Genomic DNA, 17251 nt, shown 5'->3' with positions numbered 1-17251 from the left:
TCTCCACATCGGTGGCCTCACCGGAAGCAGGGGCCTGAGCCTCAGACTCTGCATCCTCAGCTGGCTTGTCCGGGGTCTCAGCAGCCTTCTCAGAAGACTCCTCCGCAGCATCGTCAGCGGCCGGGGCGGACTCGCCCTCATCACCGATGATGGCGATGACCTCTCCGACATCAATGGTGTCATCCTCTTCAGCCTTGATTTCGAGGATGGTGCCGGAGACCGGGGACGGAACTTCGGTGTCGACCTTATCGGTGGAAACCTCGAGCAACGGCTCGTCAGCCTCAACGGTGTCACCGACGGACTTAAGCCACTGGGTAATCGTGCCTTCGGTTACGGATTCGCCCAGTTCGGGCATCACAACAGAGTGTGCCATAAGTTATAAGACTCCTCGAAAGTTGGAAGTAGTGAAACGCTAGTGCCCGATTCTACAGCGTGCCCGCACACCGTGCGCACAGGTGGGGTGAATTGGGGCACCCTCCTCACGGGGTAGGCTTGGGAGTCATGTTCAACCCCTTCCGACGCAACAGTTCCCGCTCCCAATTGCGCCCGCCACGCGCCCCAGGGGAGACGATCCGTGCGGAGGACGCCCGAGAGCTGCAGCGCTGGGCACAGGGCCGGGCCTATATTGAGGCCTTTATCGAGCCAGAGACCGTGGTCAACGAGATGTCTGTGGTGGTCGTCGACGAAAATGGCGCCTTCATCCGGCGTCGCATCGGCGGTCCGAAAGGCATTGACGCTGTGGCCAAGCTGCTACGGTGCGATGTCTACGACGTCGAGGAAACCGGTTATCCACAACGTATGCGCGAGCGCATTGAGCGTGAGCGCATCCTCCGCAAGCGGGAAGAACAGCGCGAACGCCGCGAACGCTTCGAGCAGCGTCAACAACGCAACGAGGGCTAACGAGCACTAATGGGGGGTTAATCCCGCACGATGGTGGCCCCCGCGTCGGCGAGTTCCAGAAGCGCGGCTTCGCCCCGGGAGACGTCGACAGGCGCGCAATAGTCAGCCAGTACTCTGACGGTGAATCCCTCTGTGAGGGCGTCGGCAGCCGTGGCGCGCACGCAATGATCGGTGGCGATACCCACGATGTCGACGTCCGTAATCTCCCGTGCCCGCAGCCAGTCCGCGAGCGTTGCGCCGTCAGCCGTGCCCTCGAATCCCGAGTAGGCCGCGGTGTACTCGCCCTTGCGGAAGTAGGCCTCCGCCGGGCCGATCGACTCATGCATGGCGGCACCGAAGGACTCGGCCACGCAGTGCACAGGCCACGAATCGACAAAGTCCGGGTTCTCAGAGAAGTGCGTGCCAGGGTCAATGTGCCAATCTTGGGTGGCAACGACGGTATCGTAACTCGGCTGGAGAGTACCGATGCGATCTGCTACCTCGTTGCCTTTGTCAGTAGCAAGGGCACCGCCGGGACAGAAATCGTGTTGGACGTCAACGATGATAAGTGCGGGCTTCATACCGCATAATTCTATACGCTGGGGCGGGATGAAAACACCGATTCCTTTTTATTTAGAGAAGATTCTGAACTCAGTGCGCGATGAGGATGGCGGTGAGGTTGCGGATTACATTCCCGAGCTTGCCGAGGCCAACCCAGACCAACTCGGCGTAGCCCTCTGCTCGGTCACGGGGCACTTATACAGTGCCGGTGACGCAGAGAATCGCTTCACCATCCAGTCCATCTCCAAGCCCTTTGTGTATGCACTTGCCTTGCAGGAGCTGGGCCTGAACGAAGTACGGGAGGTTGTCGGGCTTGAGCCTTCCGGCCAGGCTTTTAATGAGCTGTCCCTGGCAAAGGATCACCGCCCCGTCAATCCGATGATTAATGCCGGCGCCATCGTGGTCAACCAGCTCATCAACGGCGTGGACTCCACGGTGGAAGACCGCGTGGAGCGCATCCGCAGCTACATGTCGAAGCTGGCGGGGCGCGAGGTGGACGTCGACAAGCGCCTGTGTGACTCCGAACTTGAGCATGCCGAGCGCAACCTCTCCATCGCCCACATGCTGCGCTCTTATGGCATCATCCAGGATGATGCGCACGATGCCGTGCTGTCCTATACCTCGCAGTGCGCGCTGTCTGTCGACGTCCGCGACCTAGCCGTTATGTCCGCCACGCTGGCCAATGGCGGGCGCCAGCCGGTAACAGGGGAGAAGATTTTGGACGCCGATGTGTGCCGCCTCACCCTTGCGGTGATGAGCTCCTGCGGTATGTACGACGGCGCTGGGCGCTGGATGGCGGAGGTAGGCATCCCCGCAAAGTCCGGTGTGGCCGGCGGTCTCATCGGTACGCTGCCCGGTCAGCTCGGCGTGGCCACGCTCTCCCCGCGCTTGGATGAGCAGGGAAATAGCGTGCGCGGAACGTCCATTTTTCAGAAGCTTTCTTCGGATATGGGGCTGCACCTCATGTCCACGGACAACCGCTTCGGTGTGTACCCGGTGCGCAGTGTTGATGAAGACGAGGATACTGCCATCATCCGTCTGCAGGGCCACATCAATTTCACTGCCACGGAGGCCATCCTGCACGAGTTGGAGGAGCGTCAATTCTCCGGCAAGCGTTTGGCGCTCGATTTTTCGCAGGTCTCTGGCCTGCACAAGGTGGGCCGGCGCATGCTCAAGGAGGGGCTGCGTCGCCTGCGGGAAGGCGGCAACGACGTGGCGCTTGTCGACGACAACGGGGTAGTCACCGACCGCGCCATGTCCGACGGCACGGTCCTCCCGCTCGCGGACAAGGAAGACTACGTGATCGCGGGCGAGGAGGTCTGAGCAGTCTCTGAGCAGTCAACCTGCTCAGACCTGGTTACTGCTCCGAGATCTCGCGCAGCGCTGCCACCACGGTGCGCACCGGAACGCCGGTGGCGCGCTTCGGGGTGTAGCCGTGCGGTGCGCCGCCATTCCAGGACGGGCCAGCAATGTCGATGTGGGCCCATTCGATACCTTCGCCGACGAACTGCCTAAGGTAGGTACCTGCGAACTCCATGCCGCCTTCGCGCTTGGCATTGATGTTGCGGATGTCTGCGGCCTGGGACTTGATCTCCTCGTCGTGTTCCTCAAGCAAGGGCATGGCCCAAGCATTTTCGCCCACCTCGCGGCCAATCTCGGCGATGCGATCGCGGAAGACTTCGGAGCCCATAACGCCTGCTGTGCGTGCGCCGAGTGCGACGATCTGTGCGCCGGTGAGGGTAGCAGTCTCGATGAGGTAGTCCGGCTTGTCCTCGCTGGCGCGCGCGATGGCGTCCGACAGCACGAGGCGGCCCTCGGCGTCGGTGTTGAGGACCTCGGAGGTCAACCCGCCATAGTGCGTGATAACGTCACCCGGGCGGGTAGCGCCCGCGCCCGGCATATTTTCCGCCAGCGGCAGGGTAGCGGTGATCTGGACCGGTAGCTTGAGCTTGGCCGCGGCGATAATGGTGGCTGCCATGGAGGCAGAGCCACCCATATCCGAAATCATGTCCCACATGCCATTGCCTGGCTTGAGGGAAATACCGCCGGTATCGAAGGTAATGCCTTTGCCCACGAGAGCCACGTGCTTCTTAGCCTTCTTGGGATTCCAGCTCAGGCGGACCAAGCGAGGCGGGCGGGCAGAACCCTTGCCCACGGCGAGGATTCCTCCGAAGCCCTGCTTCTCCAACTGCTTCTCATCGAGAACCTCAACCTCGAGGCCGGCCTCCTTGGCCTGGCCGGTCAGGAACGCGGCGTAGGATTCCGGGTAGAGCTCGTTAGCCGGGGTGTTCACTAGGTCACGGGAGATGAGAACAGACTCGGCCACGATGCGGGCAGCCTCAAACTCTTCGGAAGCGGACTTGTCTGCCACGACAATAAAGGTGGCGGGCTGCAGTTCATCCTTGAGGTCGGTCGAACGGATGCCGCGGTAGGTGTAGCCGCCGAGGATGAGACCCTCAACAGCAGCGGCAACGCCGAAGTCTGTCAAGGTGGTGGCGATGGTCCCCACGCCTGCGGTGGCGCGGGCAACGGAGCCTGCGGCGCGTCGAAGGGCTTCATCGTCGAGGGCTTCAACATCGCCCAAGCCCAGCGCGATGATCTGTGCAGCGCCCGCCTTTTGTGGGGCGGGAACCTTGATGATTTCCCCGGCCTTGCCCGTCGCGCCCACGGCGGCTAGGGCCTCATAGGTGGAGCGCAGCGCGGAGGAACCGAGCAGGGAGGTGCCCGGAACCTCAAGTCCCTCTTCGCCAGCAAAGGTGGCGATCAGCAAGGCATCTGCCTGCTTGGGGGCCTTCTTGGCCAGCTCAACGGTGGGGAAAGAGCCGCGTGCGGGCAGTTCGAACGTGGAAGAAGCCACGATGTCCTCCTTGTGAAAATGACAATGGGATACTTCTCACACCCTACCCGTGACAGTGGTCGGCACCGCCACGGGTTCAAACTCCCGCATTTCTGCACCTCTATAGGCGGGCGGAGAGTACGCTGTGAATCATGTTGAATTATACCGTGACGCGAACCGAAACCCCCACCTCCCCGGAGCGCCTGCAGGAGATTCTGGCGAACCCGGGCTTTGGCACGTACTTCACCGACCACATGGTGACCATCGATTGGACCGAGGACAAGGGCTGGCACGATGCTCAGGTGCGACCGTACGCGCCGTTTAGCATGGATCCGGCGTCCACCGTGTTCCACTACGGCCAGGCCATCTTCGAGGGCATTAAGGCCTACCGTCAGCCCGACGGCAGCATCGCTACCTTCCGCCCAGACCAGAATGCGCAACGCCTGCAGGATTCTGCGGAGCGTATGGCCATGCCGCAGCTGCCAGACGAGGAGTTTGTGGAGTCCCTGCGCCAGCTTGCTGAGGTTGACCAAGACTGGGTACCCGAGGCCGGCGGCGAGGAAGCCCTGTATTTCCGCCCCTTCATGATCGCTATGGACGCGTCCCTGGGCGTGCACCCAGCGCACTCCTACCGCTACGTGGTCATTGCATCCCCGGCCGGTGCGTACTTCTCTGGTGGCATCAAGCCGGTGTCCGTCTGGCTGTCTACCGACTATGTCCGCGCCGCACCAGGCGGTACCGGTGCCGCAAAGTTCGCCGGCAACTACGCGGGTTCTCTGCTAGCGCAGGCGCAGGCTGCCGAGAAGGGCTGCGACCAGGTCGTGTGGCTGGATGCCATCGAGCGCACCTACATCGAGGAGATGGGCGGCATGAACCTGGCCTTCATCTACGGCGAGGAGGGCAACCAAACACTGGTGACTCCGGAGCTGTCAGGCTCTTTGCTGCCAGGCATTACCCGTAAGTCCCTGCTGCAGGTGGCTGAGGACATGGGGCTCAAGGTCGAAGAGCGCCGTATTACCTACAAGGAGTGGGAAGAGGATGTTGCCTCTGGCGCGATGACGGAAACCTTTGCCTGCGGTACTGCCGCGGTCATCACCCCGGTGGGCCATGTTCTGGGTGATGGTGTGGACTTCCACATCAACAATGATGAGGCAGGTGCGACGACCATGGCCCTGCGTGAGCGCCTTACCGGCATTCAGCGCGGTGCCGTGGAGGATTCCCACGGCTGGCTACGCACGCTGGTTGACCCGAAGTAAGCGCGCTGTCTAAGCGCGCTATCTAGGCGAGCTCGGCGGCCAGCTGCACGAGCGGCAGGGCTGCGAGCGCGCCGAGGGGATAGCCGGCGCCTAGATCCAGGTCAAGGAGTGGGCTGAGGCCCAGCTCCTTGTAAGCAAGGGCTTCTGCCGGTTCGGGGGAGCTGCTTCCTGCGCGGAGCCAGCACTTAACGCCGGGAGCGCTGCGTTCAGCGAGAACCGCGGCGGTGGCGGCTAGGGGGCCGGCGATGAGCATAGGCGTACGCCGCACCGCTGCCTGCGCGATGAAGCCCACCAACCCGGCGAGGCTTGGGGAGCCGATGGTCTGCACGACCTCCCAGCCCTCTAGGTTGCGGGCACGGAACATGGCATCGCGGACGATGGTCACGCGGGTCTTCCACATGCCATCCGTCATGCCTCCGGCTGTGCGGGTTCCAAGGATGGCCACCGGCTCCGTATAGGTAATGCGGCCCATGACGGCGGCGGCGACCGTCTCGCCACCGATACCGAAATCAGAAGCAATCAGCAGATCTGCACCGGAGTCCACCTCGCGGTCGGCTGCCTCTTTACCTAGCTCCACGTGGTGCTCAAGCTGCTCGGCGGACATGGCAGGGGAGACGTCGATAGGCGCTGCTTCGGCGCATTCAAGGAAATCCACACCCGCCCCCGCGCGTTGGGCTGCGGTGGCGATGTTCTCACGCCAGCGTTCCTCGTCGGCGCCAGTGTGGGGGCCAATTCCTACGCCGTCAATGGTGCGCTCTGCAATGCCGTGCGCGCCAGCAAAGATGATGGCGCGTGGCCGGCTAAGCGGCTGGGGCCTCTCCGAATCCTGCGCGGCTGCAAGCCACGCGGCAATGTCAGCGAGGCGCCCCGGCTCCTCCGCGGAGTGGTTGCGCAGCTGCGGAACGGCGGTGAAATCAGGCATGTGTCCTCCGGTTTACACGGTGGCGCCGCGCTCCACCTGCGGGCGCGGGGTACGCCACTTGCGTGGCTGGGTGGCGCGGGAATAAGCATAAAATCCCAAACCAAATCCCGCCTCGGTGGTGCCCGGGAATTTCAGGCGCACCGCGTTGTTGCATTTGCGAGCCAGCCAGAATCCCTCGATGGCGAAGACTGCGATGACAACCATCGCGGCAATGGAGGTAATGTTGGCCAGATTGGGGTTGCTGCCGATGACGAACATGAGCACGAACAGTACGAGGGCAAAAGGCAGCACCCATTCGTTGAGGAAGCGGCGCGAATCAATCCAATCGCGCACATAACGGCGGACTTCACCTTTGTCGCGGGCGAGCAGGTAGCGCTCATCACCAGCGGCCATGCGCTCTTGGGCCTCGTTTCGGCGGGCGCGGGACTCTTGGCGCTCCTTGCGCTTGTAGTCCTTCCATTCCTCCTTGGACATGGACGCCTTAAGCTCCTTGCGGTGCTGGTGGCGCTGGGCATCCGACATGCCCTGGGGATCGCGCTTAACGCCGCGGGCGATTTCCTGCGCATCGCGCTTAGGCGTGGGGCGGCCCTTTGGCGGCGTGTAGCCCTTGCGGTGCGTTTTCTCGGCGGCGGTCTTCTCTTCCGGCGCCGGGGACTGCTCGGCGGGGGAAGGGGTTTTATCGTCTTGTTGCCACGGAAGTTTCACGCTGTTTAGCGTACAAGGTTGTGAGGGCGTACTGGGAATAGGCCCGCTCTCGGCGGCGTTAGCCATAAATGACACGACACCAGTGCACTGGAGGACATCCTTTATTCCTCTCTGCAGAGAGGGTAGGGTGGGCTCCAGAAAATTCCGTACATATTAAGAGGAGAAACCATGACCGCTCCCGCGTCTGCAACCGGAGTTATCCTGACCGACGCCGCTGCCGCCAAGGCAAAGTCCCTGCTCGAGCAGGAAGGCCGCGACGACCTGTCCCTGCGCATCGCTGTCCAGCCGGGCGGTTGCGCTGGCCTGCGTTACCAGCTGTACTTTGACGACCGCACCCTCGATGGTGACAAGGTCGACACCATCGGCGGCGTGAACCTCGTCGTTGACAAGATGTCCATCCCGTACCTCACCGGTGCCAAGATCGACTTCGCCGACACCATTGAGGCACAGGGCTTCACCATTGACAACCCGAATGCCGGTGGCTCCTGCGCCTGCGGTGATTCCTTCAACTAAAGCCGTGTAGGCACAGATAAAGCCCTCGCCATGGTGGCGAGGGCTTTAGTGCGTTCTGGGCTAGAGTTTCACGGGGTAATCGCGCTGCTCGATCTGCGGATCGATGCGGTTCTCCACAAAGATGCCGTGCCAGATCATGAAGGAGAGTACGGTCCACAGGCGGCGGGAGTGATCGGAGATGCCGTCGCGGTGCTCCTTGAGCATCTCGAGGACTTCCTTCTTATTGAAGATGTCCTCGGTTTGCGACTCGGTGATCTGGTCCTGTGCCCAACCGTAGAGTTCGTCGCCGGCCAGCCAGTGGCGCATCGGCACTGGGAAACCGAGTTTCTTGCGGTGCAGCACATGCGGCGGGACGATCTGTTCCATGGCCTTACGCAGCGCGTACTTGGTGGTGCCGTGGGAAATCTTCAGCTCGTGCGGAATGGTTTCCGCCACCTTGAAAACCTCCTTGTCCAGGAATGGCACGCGCAGCTCAAGGGAGTTGGCCATATTCATCTTGTCGGCCTTGACTAGGATGTCGCCGCGCATCCAGGTGAACAGGTCGAGGTGTTGCATGCGGGCAACCGGGTCAAAGTCCACGGACTGTGCGTAAAGGGGTGCTGTGACCTCGCGGTGGTCCCACTCCGGCTTGGCCCAGGGGAGTACGCGCTGGAGCTGCTCAAAGTTAAAGGAACGAGCGTTTCCGTAGTAGCGCTCTTCCATGGTCATGGAACCGCGGTTGAGAAGGGACTTGCCCTTCATGCCTTCGGGAAGCACCTGCGAGAGCTTGCCCAAACCCTGACGGAGAGGGGAGGGGATCTTCTCAAATGGGGCCAGGGAGAGTGGTTCCTTATAAATGGTGTAGCCACCGAAGAGCTCGTCGGCGCCCTCACCAGAAAGGACAACCTTGACGTGCTTGCGAGCCTCCTGTGCCACAAAGTAGAGCGGCACCAGAGAAGGATCGGCCACGGGATTGTCCAGGTACCACATGATCTTCGGTACGGCATCGGCGTACTCCTCGGGGGAGACAATCTTGACGATGTGTTCCACGCCAATCGCCGCTGCGGACTCGGCGGCGACGTCCACTTCGGAATAACCTTCGCGCTCGAATCCGGTGGTGAAGGTGAGCAGGTCCGGGTTGTGGCGCTTGGCCAAGGCTGCGATGGCGGTGGAATCAATACCGCCGGACAGGAAAGAACCTACGGTCACATCGGCACGCATATGCTTCTCGACGCTATCCTCCAGCGCCCGCGCAATCTTATCGAAGAGCTGTTGCTCCTCGCCCTGCTTCACGGGTTGGATGGGGAAGCGGGGTTTAAAGTAGCGCTCGGCCACAACCTCTTCGCCGGGGCGGAGGGTGACCGTGCAGCCGGACTCGACGCGGCGGATATTAGCGTGGAGTGACTCCGGCTCCGGCACGTACTGCAGATCGACGTAATGCTCGATGGCGCGCTTATCAAGGCTGAGATCTAGACCCAAGGATTCTGCCATGTCGAGAATGCACTTCATCTCCGAAGCAAAGACCGTGCCTTTATCTGTCGTGGCGTAGTACAACGGCTTGATGCCGAACTGGTCGCGGCCCGCGAACATGGTGCGGGTTTCGGTATCCCAAATGACAAAACCGAACATGCCCCGCAGGTGCTCCACAACGTCCTTGCCCCAATGGTGATAGCCCACGACGATGGGCTCGCCATCTCCCTCAGTATTAAAGGAATAACCGGCGGCACTGAGCTCTTCACGAAGCTCCACGTAGTTGTAGATTTCGCCGTTAAAAGTCAGAGCATAGCGTTCCGGGTTGTCCTCCGGCCCCCAGCGCAGCGGCTGGTCGGAATGTTCCAAGTCGATGATGGACAGACGGTTGAAGCCGAAAGCGGCATCCTCATCGTGCCACGTGCCGGCGGCGTCAGGGCCGCGGTGGCGCATGCATTGGAGGGACTGTTCAAGGGCCTCAAGGTGCTCGGCTGCGTTGCGGTGGGCGCTGAGCAGTGTGCAGAGTCCGCACATAAACGTGTTTCTCCTTATATATGAAGGTTCATCTGCGACACACTTTACGGCTGCGGTGAGGGGATCTGCGAACCCCGCGCCGCGCTCCCCGTTAGGGTGCGAACTTTCGGATGATGGGAGCCCACCAGGGTTGTGAATTGGATCATAAGCGACAGGGGGAGGGTGGGGGCGCTGGAGTGATCTTATGCAGGTGGGCCGGTAACATCCCTTGCGTTCATTATTTATGGAGCTTCTTTCACGCCTGATTGGACCACGTAAAAGGTCTGAAAGTCGAGCGTGATGCTCTATCCTGATTGGGTAGGAATGCTCTATGAGTATTCGAGAAGTTTGTGTGCACAGAAAGGCAGAACACACGTGGGACAGCGTAAAGAACGCAATCTCGCCCGCAAGGCTGGTCTAGCGGGCGTTGTCGCCCTCGGCGGCTTCGCTCTGGCGGGTTGTGACGTCGCGGCACCGACGGCCATGGAGAACCTTCTTGGTTTCGGCTGGCCAAAGGGCATTACCCCTGAGGCTGAATCGATGTACAACTTCTGGATCTGGGTCTGGGTTGCTGCATGGATCGTCGGTTTCATTATGTGGGGTCTCTTCCTCACCGCTATCTTCCGCTGGAATGCGAAGAAGGCGGAGAAGGCTGGCAAAGGCGAGTTCCCGAAGCAGCTGCAGTACAACGTGCCGCTCGAGCTGGCGTTGACGATTATGCCGATTCTTATCATCATGACCCTCTTCTTCTTCACTGTGCAGGCGCAGCAGAAGGTCACCGCTCTGGATAAGAACCCTGAGGTCACCGTTGACGTCACCGCGTACCAGTGGAACTGGAAGTTCGGTTACGCAGAGAACAAGGTGGATGGCGAGAACTACGACGGCGCCGACACTGAGCGTCAGAAGCTTGCTGAAGAGTCCGCGATCGACCCGGAGGGCACCCCGAACCCGAACCCGATTCACGGCAAATCCACCGGTGACATCTCCTACCTCAACTTCAACAAGATTGAGACCGTAGGTTCCACCGAGGAGATTCCGGTTCTGGTTCTCCCGGTTGATACCCCGATTGAGTTCCGCCTCGCATCGGGTGACGTTTCCCACGGCTTCTGGGTTCCGGAGTTCCTGTTCAAGCGTGACGTCTACGCTCACCCGGAAAAGAACGCCCAGGAGCGTCGCTTCCAGGTGGAGAAGATTGAAGAGAAGGGCGCCTTCGTTGGTCGCTGTGCCGAGATGTGCGGTACCTACCACGCCATGATGAACTTCGAGATTCGCGTCGTTGACCGCGCTGACTTCAACGAGTACCTCCAGTTCCGCGAGCAGAACCCGGAGGCTACCAACGCTGAGGCTCTCGAGCATATTGGTGAGGAGCCTTACGCGGTGACCACGTCTCCGTTCAACTCCCTGCGCGATACCCGCGATGCCGACAACTTCGTCGACACCGCCGAAGCAGCATAAGAAAAGGAACTGATACACAATGCGTGCAACATCTAAGGTCTTTTACTCCATCGCGGTCTACCTCTTTGTGTCGCTCATCGTCTACATCGTTGGCGTTAACTACGTCAAGGATGACGGTTATCTTTACGGACCGGAATGGGTCGGCATTGTGGGCATGCTCCTTGCGGTGCTCCTGTGCATCATGCTGGGTGGCTACCTGCACTTCACTGATAACCGCGTCGACCTGACTCCGGAAGATTGGGAAGAGGCAGAGACTGAAGACAAGGCCGGTATCCTCGGCTTCTTCTCTCCGAGCTCCATCTGGCCGCTGGCAATGACCGGTTCCATTGCCGTTCTTGGCCTTGGCGTCATCTTCCTTTACTACTGGCTGATTGCCTTGGGTGCAGTTCTCCTTGTTACCTCCGTAACCGGCCTGTCCCTGCAGTACGGTCTGCCGAAGGAAAAGCACTAAAGCGCCTTATCTGCCGCGCGTACTAGCGCCACGACTTCTCGAGCCCTCGACCCTCTTTTTGGGTCGGGGGCTTTGTCGATCTCAGCGGGTCGGAATCTGTGCTGCAAAGTTCCCGGGTTGTCGGAAAATTTTTAAGGCGGGGGAGTCGGGGAAGCATGCCAGGCGCTTATCTACGCCTTTCCCTTGCCAGTTCCAGCACGTTAAACGCTATTTTTTCGGGGGTCATCCGAAAGTTGCAAACCTGCGCTAATGCCCCCGAATCTACTTGTGATTTATCTCATTGAAAGAACTGCGCGAAGAGCTCGCGTATGTCTGTCGCGATCATGCGGTGCTACGTCAGCATCTTGGCCTTGGGGGAGTGGGAATCGTGCTACCTGCATTAATGGGGCGTCGGAAAGCGCCGCAATAAGTTCCCACGAACTTTTAGAAGACTTTTGTGTGGTTGGGACCTGACGGACATGTGAAGGTCTATGTCGCGGCCTCAAAAAATCGGGGGGAATTGAGATGACTTATGAGTCCCGACCGGCCATACTGTTATGCGTGACGAGCGTAGTTTCTAACCAAGGTATGGCAGCACCACGTGTTGCCGCGCTGAACCGACCCAACATGGTCAGCGTGGGCACCATCGTGTTCCTGTCTCAGGAATTGATGTTCTTTGCTGGACTGTTCGCGATGTGGTTCACCTCGCGTGCGAACGGCCAGGAGGGTGACTGGGCTGAGCACACCGCGCACATCAACGTGCCGATGGGCTTTGTCATCACGACTGTTCTGGTTCTCTCCTCCGTGACCTCCCAGTTCGGCGTGTTTGCAGCAGAAAGGGGTGACGTATACAAGCTCCGACTCTGGTACTCGGTGACCCTCGCGTTGGGTGTTGTCTTCTTGGGCATCATGGCATTCGAGTGGACAGAGTTGATCATGGCAGGTGTGACTGTGCAGTCCTCCGTGTTTGGTTCGGTCTTCTACATTCTGACCGGCTTCCACGCGGCGCACGTGACCGCAGGTCTGATTTCCTTCGGAATTATCTTGGCGCGTATTGCTCGCTCCAAGTTCACGCCGGCACAGGCAACCGCAGCGATGGCAGTGTCTTACTACTGGCACTTCGTTGACGTTGTGTGGATTGGCGTGTTCGTAGTCATCTACCTAGTTCAGTAGGCCGTAGGTGCCGGAGCATCCGGCCTACAGCCATCCATTTCCATGTACGAGTTATCTAAAGGAAAATGATGGATAACATCCAGCAACCCGCCGCAGTGGAGGAGACCACTGTCGCGGCTAAGAAGACCCGCCGTCGCCGCAAGGCGAAGCGCACGCTTGCAGGCGTCTTCGCACTGAGCATCGGTCTCACCGGCGCTGGTGTCTTGGCTTCCGCCCTGACCCCGGACGCTCAGGTCGCTACCGCTGCTAAGGATGACCAAGCTCTCGTTCAAGAGGGCAAGGACATCTACGAAGTTGCTTGTATCACCTGCCACGGCGCGAACCTCCAGGGTATTAAGGACCGCGGTCCCTCCCTCGTCGGTATCGGTGCCGGTTCCGTGTACTTCCAGGTGCACTCCGGCCGCATGCCGATGATGTCCAACGACGCACAGGCTGAGCGCAAGACCCCGCGCTACACCGAGCAGCAGACTATGGCTCTTGCCGCTTACGTTGCCGCCAACGGCGGCGGCGCGGACATCGTCTACAACGAGGACGGTTCCGTTGCGCAGGAGTCCCTTCGCGGCGCTAACTATAACGGCCAGATTCAGGCGGAGGACGTTGCCAAGGGCTCCGAGCTCTTCCGCATGAACTGTGCTTCCTGCCACAACTTCACCGGCCAGGGTGGCGCGCTGTCCTCCGGTAAGTTTGCTCCGCCGCTGGCACCTGCCAACGAGCAGGAGATCTACCAGGCAATGCTGACCGGTCCGCAGAACATGCCGAAGTTCTCCGACCGTCAGCTGACCGCAGATGAGAAGAAGGACATCATCGCCTACCTCAAGTCTGCGAAGGAAACCCCGTCCCCGGCCGGTTGGGACCTTGGCGGTCTCGGCCCGGTGGCTGAGGGCCTGGCAATGTGGATCATCGGCATCAGCCTTCTGTGCGTTGCCGCTATGTGGATTGGATCTCGCTCATGAGCAACGTAAAGAAGAATTACTCTCGCAAAGAGCTCGATGCCATGAGCAACGACGAGCTCGCCGCGCTCGGTACCGAGCTTGATGACGTCACCGTTGCGTTCCGCAAGGAGCGCTTCCCGGTGGACGGCGACCCGGCTGAAAAGCGAGCCGCCGCTAACATCACGTTCTGGCTGCTTATCTCCGTATTGATGGGCATCGCCTTCCTCGGCGTGTACCTGTTCTGGCCGTGGCAGTACAAGATGCTGGGTGAGGATGGCCTGTGGTGGCACACCCTGTACACCCCGCTTCTCGGCGTGACCTCTGGTCTGTGCATCCTCGGTCTCGGCTTTGCCATCGTCCAGTACGTCAAGAAGATCTTGCCGGAAGAAATTTCCGTGCAGCGTCGCCACGACGGTCCTTCCGATGAGGTTGACCGCCGCACCCTGACCGCACTTCTGAACGACTCGTGGAACACCTCCACCCTGGGTCGCCGTAAGACCATCATAGGACTCCTCGGTGGAGCCGGCGTTCTCTTCGGCCTGACTGTCATCGCCCCGCTCGGTGGTGCTATCAACAACCCGTGGAAGAAGCGCCACGAGCTGAACTACGCCGGTGACGGCACCCTGTGGACGTCCGGCTGGACCATGCACGAGAAGGGCGTCAAGCTCTACCTCGCGCGTGACACCGGTACCATCGCCGAGAAGCACGCAGGTGAGTCCGGTGAGCACTACACCACCCGCGGCCTTGCCCGCCTGGTTCGTGTCCGTCCGGAGGATCTTGCAGCGGGCGGCATGGAGACCGTCTTCCCGCTCGCCGCTGAGGACGTCAACGACGGCGCTGAGTGGTCTGAGGAAAAGGACGTCTACGAGAATCACATGCACTCCATTCACGGAAACCGCAATGCTGTGATGCTCATCCGCCTACGCAACGATGACGCTAAGAAGGCCATCGAGCGCAAGGGCCAGGAGGACTTCCACTACGGCGACTACTACGCCTACTCCAAGATCTGTACCCACATCGGTTGCCCGACCTCTCTGTACGAGGCACAGACCAACCGCATTCTTTGCCCGTGCCACCAGTCGCAGTTCGATGCTCTGCACTACGGCAAGCCGGTCTTCGGCCCGGCCGCCCGTGCACTGCCGCAGCTGCCGATCGAGGTGGACGACGAAGGCTACATGGTTGCCAAGGGCAACTTCGTTGAGCCCGTCGGACCTGCATTCTGGGAGCGTAAGTCATAATGAGTAACAAACTTGCCAAGATGGGCAACAACATGGACGAGCGCTACTCTGCCGCCGGCGTCCTGCGTACCCAGCTCAACAAAGTCTTTCCGACTCACTGGTCCTTCATGCTTGGTGAGATGGCGCTGTACAGCTTCATCATCCTGCTGCTGACCGGTATTTACCTTGCACTGTTCTTTGACCCTTCCATCACGAAGGTCATCTACGACGGTGCCTACACCCCGCTCAACGGCGTCGAGATGTCTCGCGCCTACGCAACGGCGCTGGACCTCTCCTTCGAGGTTCGCGGCGGTCTCTTCGTCCGCCAGATGCACCACTGGGCAGCACTCATGTTCATGATGTCCATGATTGCCCACATGCTCCGCATCTTCTTCACCGGCGCCTTCCGCCGTCCGCGTGAGGCTAACTGGATTATCGGTTGCGCACTCATCCTCCTGGGTATGATCGAGGGCTTCCTCGGTTACTCCCTCCCGGATGACCTGCTCTCCGGTGTTGGTCTGCGCATCATGTCCGCCATCATCCTGGGTCTGCCGATCATTGGTACCTGGTTGCACTGGGCTATCTTCGGTGGCGACTTCCCGTCCGACCTGATGCTGGATCGCTTCTACATCCTGCACGTGTTGGTTATCCCGGGCATCATCCTGGGCCTCATCGCAGCCCACCTCATCATGGTGTGGTTCCAGAAGCACACCCAGTTCCCTGGACCGGGTCGCGCAGAGAACAACGTTGTCGGCGTCCGCATTATGCCGGTCTTCGCCACCAAGGCGATTGGTATGGGCTTGATGGTTGCTGGCGTGCTGGCACTCATCTCTGGTCTGCTGACCATTAACGCCATCTGGAGCCTTGGACCCTACAATCCGTCCCAGGTTTCCGCTGGTTCTCAGCCGGATATCTACATGCTGTGGACTGACGGTGTTGCTCGTGTCATGCCGGCATGGGAGCTCTACATCGGCAACTACACCATTCCGTCGGCATTCTGGGTCGCGCTGCTCTGTGGTGTCATGGTTATCCTGCTCTTCGCCTACCCCTTCATTGAGAAGAAGCTCACTGGCGACGACGCACACCATAACCTCCTCCAGCGCCCGCGTGACGTTCCGGTTCGCTCCGCTATCGGTGCAATGGCCATCACCTTCTTCCTGTTGGTGACTCTGTCCGGTGGTAACGACCACGTTGCGAACTTCTTCCAGATTTCGCTGAACGCGATGACCTGGGTCGGCCGTATCGGCCTTATCGTCCTGCCGCCGATTGCCTACTTCATGACCTACCGCATCTGCGTTGGTCTGCAGCGCTCCGACCGCGAGGTTCTGGAGCACGGTATCGAGACCGGTGTCATCAAGCAGCTGCCGAATGGTGCCTTCATCGAGGTTCACCAGCCGCTCGGCCCGGTCGATGACCATGGTCACCCGATTCCGCTCGAGTACGCCGGTGCCCAGGTTCCGAAGCAGCTTAACCAGCTTGGTCTGGCTGACTCCGAAACCCAGGGTGTATTCTCCCCGGATGACTCGGCCCTGATGTCCCGTGTCCACGAGATCCACGAGGAGAACCACGCTGAGGAGGCGGAGATGTTCCGTCAGCTCAACGAGGCTAACCGTCGTGACGACGAAGAGAACGGCCGCATCTAGCGCCACTCTCTGAAACACGCTCACCGAGCCCGTTTCTCACCTTCGATGACGAGGTGGGGGACGGGCTTTTGCGTTCGCTTGGGGGTCCTCGGGGCTGCTTTACGACGCCCCCTCCATCAACCTGGGTTCAGTTCTATATGGCTGGCCACGTTAGTCGCCTGCATGAGTGGCCTTGGTTTAAGCGATTGCAGGTGGCGCATGCGGTGCTGGATGATCGGTGGCGTTTCGAGATGCCCGAAAGAAGAAACGGTAGTTGACCCTTAGGCGTGGGACAGCGTGCTTCCCTTGAGTTGGCAGCGGATTCGACGGCGGGAAACATTGTTCATGAGGGGGTTGAAGCCATGGCGAAAGAGCATGAGGTGTCGGTTAACCTTTTGTTCACCTGCGGATTGTGTTGGTGAACTGGCTCTTGTTGGCCGTATTTGAGTCTCAGATCTCGAAGCTGAGTGACGTGGGCGACAGGAAAACTGCTGGAAAACGGCGGTTTATGGCTGTGGTGAAGGTGTGTATGTAGGGTCGGTTGGGGTTAAAGTTACGCCGAATTACACAAGGGTGACGAAGGTCACAATACAATTTTTTAGCTTCCGGAAGGCCTGTGAAAAATGAAATTGGTCCAGTCGTAGATGATTGTGCGGGCTGGATGTTTCAGCTGGTCGTGGGCGATTTGGGTGATCTTGTGGGCGTGAATGGCGTTCGATGTTGTGTGGGGGTCTCGTTTGGGTTGACGTTTGATAACAGGACGGTAACGAAGCCTGGATTGCGTTTCT

At 60.0% G+C, this 17251-nt stretch carries 16 protein-coding genes; 10 read left to right on the top strand and 6 right to left on the bottom strand.

What is annotated here, in order from left to right; translation table 11 throughout:
• Positions 1 to 373, bottom strand: a 373-nt coding sequence (locus tag HMPREF3149_RS01620) for a biotin/lipoyl-containing protein (protein ID WP_305764351.1), incomplete at its 3' end; no start/stop codon positions are given.
• 128 nt (positions 374 to 501) lie between these two features.
• Here HMPREF3149_RS01620 and HMPREF3149_RS01615 point away from each other — a divergent pair.
• The gene (locus tag HMPREF3149_RS01615) at positions 502 to 900 is read left to right on the top strand and encodes an oxidoreductase (RefSeq protein WP_070536066.1); all 399 of its coding nucleotides are present in this window, start codon (positions 502 to 504) and stop codon (positions 898 to 900) included.
• Positions 901 to 917: 17 nt separating this feature from the next.
• Here HMPREF3149_RS01615 and HMPREF3149_RS01610 read toward each other — a convergent pair whose 3' ends face one another.
• Positions 918 to 1460: an isochorismatase family protein gene (locus HMPREF3149_RS01610; RefSeq protein ID WP_042531618.1), complete on the bottom strand. Its 543-nt coding sequence runs from the start codon at positions 1458 to 1460 to the stop codon at positions 918 to 920.
• Positions 1461 to 1488: 28 nt separating this feature from the next.
• Between HMPREF3149_RS01610 and HMPREF3149_RS01605 the strand changes: the two genes are divergently transcribed.
• Positions 1489 to 2763, top strand: a complete 1275-nt coding sequence (locus HMPREF3149_RS01605; RefSeq protein WP_042531616.1) for a glutaminase — start codon at positions 1489 to 1491, stop codon at positions 2761 to 2763.
• A gap of 34 nt (positions 2764 to 2797) precedes the next feature.
• Here HMPREF3149_RS01605 and HMPREF3149_RS01600 read toward each other — a convergent pair whose 3' ends face one another.
• Positions 2798 to 4297, bottom strand: coding sequence for a leucyl aminopeptidase (locus HMPREF3149_RS01600; RefSeq protein WP_070536064.1), 1500 nt, complete (start codon positions 4295 to 4297; stop codon positions 2798 to 2800).
• A 131-nt stretch (positions 4298 to 4428) separates the two neighbouring features.
• Here HMPREF3149_RS01600 and HMPREF3149_RS01595 point away from each other — a divergent pair, with 131 nt between their 5' ends.
• A complete protein-coding gene (locus HMPREF3149_RS01595; protein ID WP_070536061.1) occupies positions 4429 to 5532 on the top strand; it encodes a branched-chain amino acid aminotransferase in 1104 nt (367 codons plus the stop codon).
• A gap of 22 nt (positions 5533 to 5554) precedes the next feature.
• Here HMPREF3149_RS01595 and HMPREF3149_RS01590 read toward each other — a convergent pair whose 3' ends face one another.
• Both HMPREF3149_RS01590 and HMPREF3149_RS01585 read right to left on the bottom strand, forming a co-directional pair.
• The gene (locus tag HMPREF3149_RS01590) at positions 5555 to 6454 is read right to left on the bottom strand and encodes a nicotinate-nucleotide--dimethylbenzimidazole phosphoribosyltransferase (RefSeq protein ID WP_070536058.1); all 900 of its coding nucleotides are present in this window, start codon (positions 6452 to 6454) and stop codon (positions 5555 to 5557) included.
• Between the two features lie 12 nt (positions 6455 to 6466).
• A complete protein-coding gene (locus HMPREF3149_RS01585; RefSeq protein ID WP_070536056.1) occupies positions 6467 to 7159 on the bottom strand; it encodes a DUF3043 domain-containing protein in 693 nt (230 codons plus the stop codon).
• A gap of 168 nt (positions 7160 to 7327) precedes the next feature.
• Here HMPREF3149_RS01585 and HMPREF3149_RS01580 point away from each other — a divergent pair, with 168 nt between their 5' ends.
• Entirely contained in the window at positions 7328 to 7672 is a 345-nt protein-coding gene (locus tag HMPREF3149_RS01580) for a HesB/IscA family protein (RefSeq protein ID WP_042531607.1), read from the top strand.
• Between the two features lie 60 nt (positions 7673 to 7732).
• Here HMPREF3149_RS01580 and asnB read toward each other — a convergent pair whose 3' ends face one another.
• Positions 7733 to 9655, bottom strand: coding sequence for an asparagine synthase (glutamine-hydrolyzing) (asnB, locus tag HMPREF3149_RS01575; protein ID WP_070536053.1), 1923 nt, complete (start codon positions 9653 to 9655; stop codon positions 7733 to 7735).
• A gap of 354 nt (positions 9656 to 10009) precedes the next feature.
• Between asnB and HMPREF3149_RS01570 the strand changes: the two genes are divergently transcribed.
• The 6 genes from HMPREF3149_RS01570 (at position 10010) to HMPREF3149_RS01545 (ending at position 16484) form a co-directional block, all read left to right on the top strand.
• The gene (locus HMPREF3149_RS01570; protein WP_070536050.1) at positions 10010 to 11089 is read left to right on the top strand and encodes an aa3-type cytochrome oxidase subunit II; all 1080 of its coding nucleotides are present in this window, start codon (positions 10010 to 10012) and stop codon (positions 11087 to 11089) included.
• Positions 11090 to 11108: 19 nt separating this feature from the next.
• Positions 11109 to 11540: an aa3-type cytochrome oxidase subunit IV gene (locus HMPREF3149_RS01565; RefSeq protein WP_042531601.1), complete on the top strand. Its 432-nt coding sequence runs from the start codon at positions 11109 to 11111 to the stop codon at positions 11538 to 11540.
• Between the two features lie 567 nt (positions 11541 to 12107).
• Positions 12108 to 12692, top strand: a complete 585-nt coding sequence (locus HMPREF3149_RS01560; RefSeq protein WP_181815463.1) for an aa3-type cytochrome oxidase subunit III — start codon at positions 12108 to 12110, stop codon at positions 12690 to 12692.
• Positions 12693 to 12757: 65 nt separating this feature from the next.
• Positions 12758 to 13645 (top strand): cytochrome bc1 complex diheme cytochrome c subunit, encoded by an 888-nt coding sequence (locus tag HMPREF3149_RS01555; protein WP_070536048.1) that lies wholly within the window; start codon positions 12758 to 12760, stop codon positions 13643 to 13645.
• Positions 13642 to 14862, top strand: coding sequence for a cytochrome bc1 complex Rieske iron-sulfur subunit (locus tag HMPREF3149_RS01550; RefSeq protein ID WP_070536045.1), 1221 nt, complete (start codon positions 13642 to 13644; stop codon positions 14860 to 14862). Before HMPREF3149_RS01555 ends, HMPREF3149_RS01550 begins: the two co-directional genes overlap by 4 nt.
• Positions 14862 to 16484, top strand: a complete 1623-nt coding sequence (locus tag HMPREF3149_RS01545) for a cytochrome bc1 complex cytochrome b subunit (protein WP_042531595.1) — start codon at positions 14862 to 14864, stop codon at positions 16482 to 16484. The genes HMPREF3149_RS01550 and HMPREF3149_RS01545 overlap by 1 nt, the downstream gene beginning before the upstream one ends.
• The last annotated feature ends 767 nt before the right edge of the window (positions 16485 to 17251 follow it).

It is taken from the genome of Corynebacterium sp. HMSC05E07, assembly GCF_001807225.1.
Lineage (GTDB): Bacteria > Actinomycetota > Actinomycetes > Mycobacteriales > Mycobacteriaceae > Corynebacterium > Corynebacterium singulare.
This window is presented reverse-complemented; position numbering and strand designations above follow the sequence as displayed.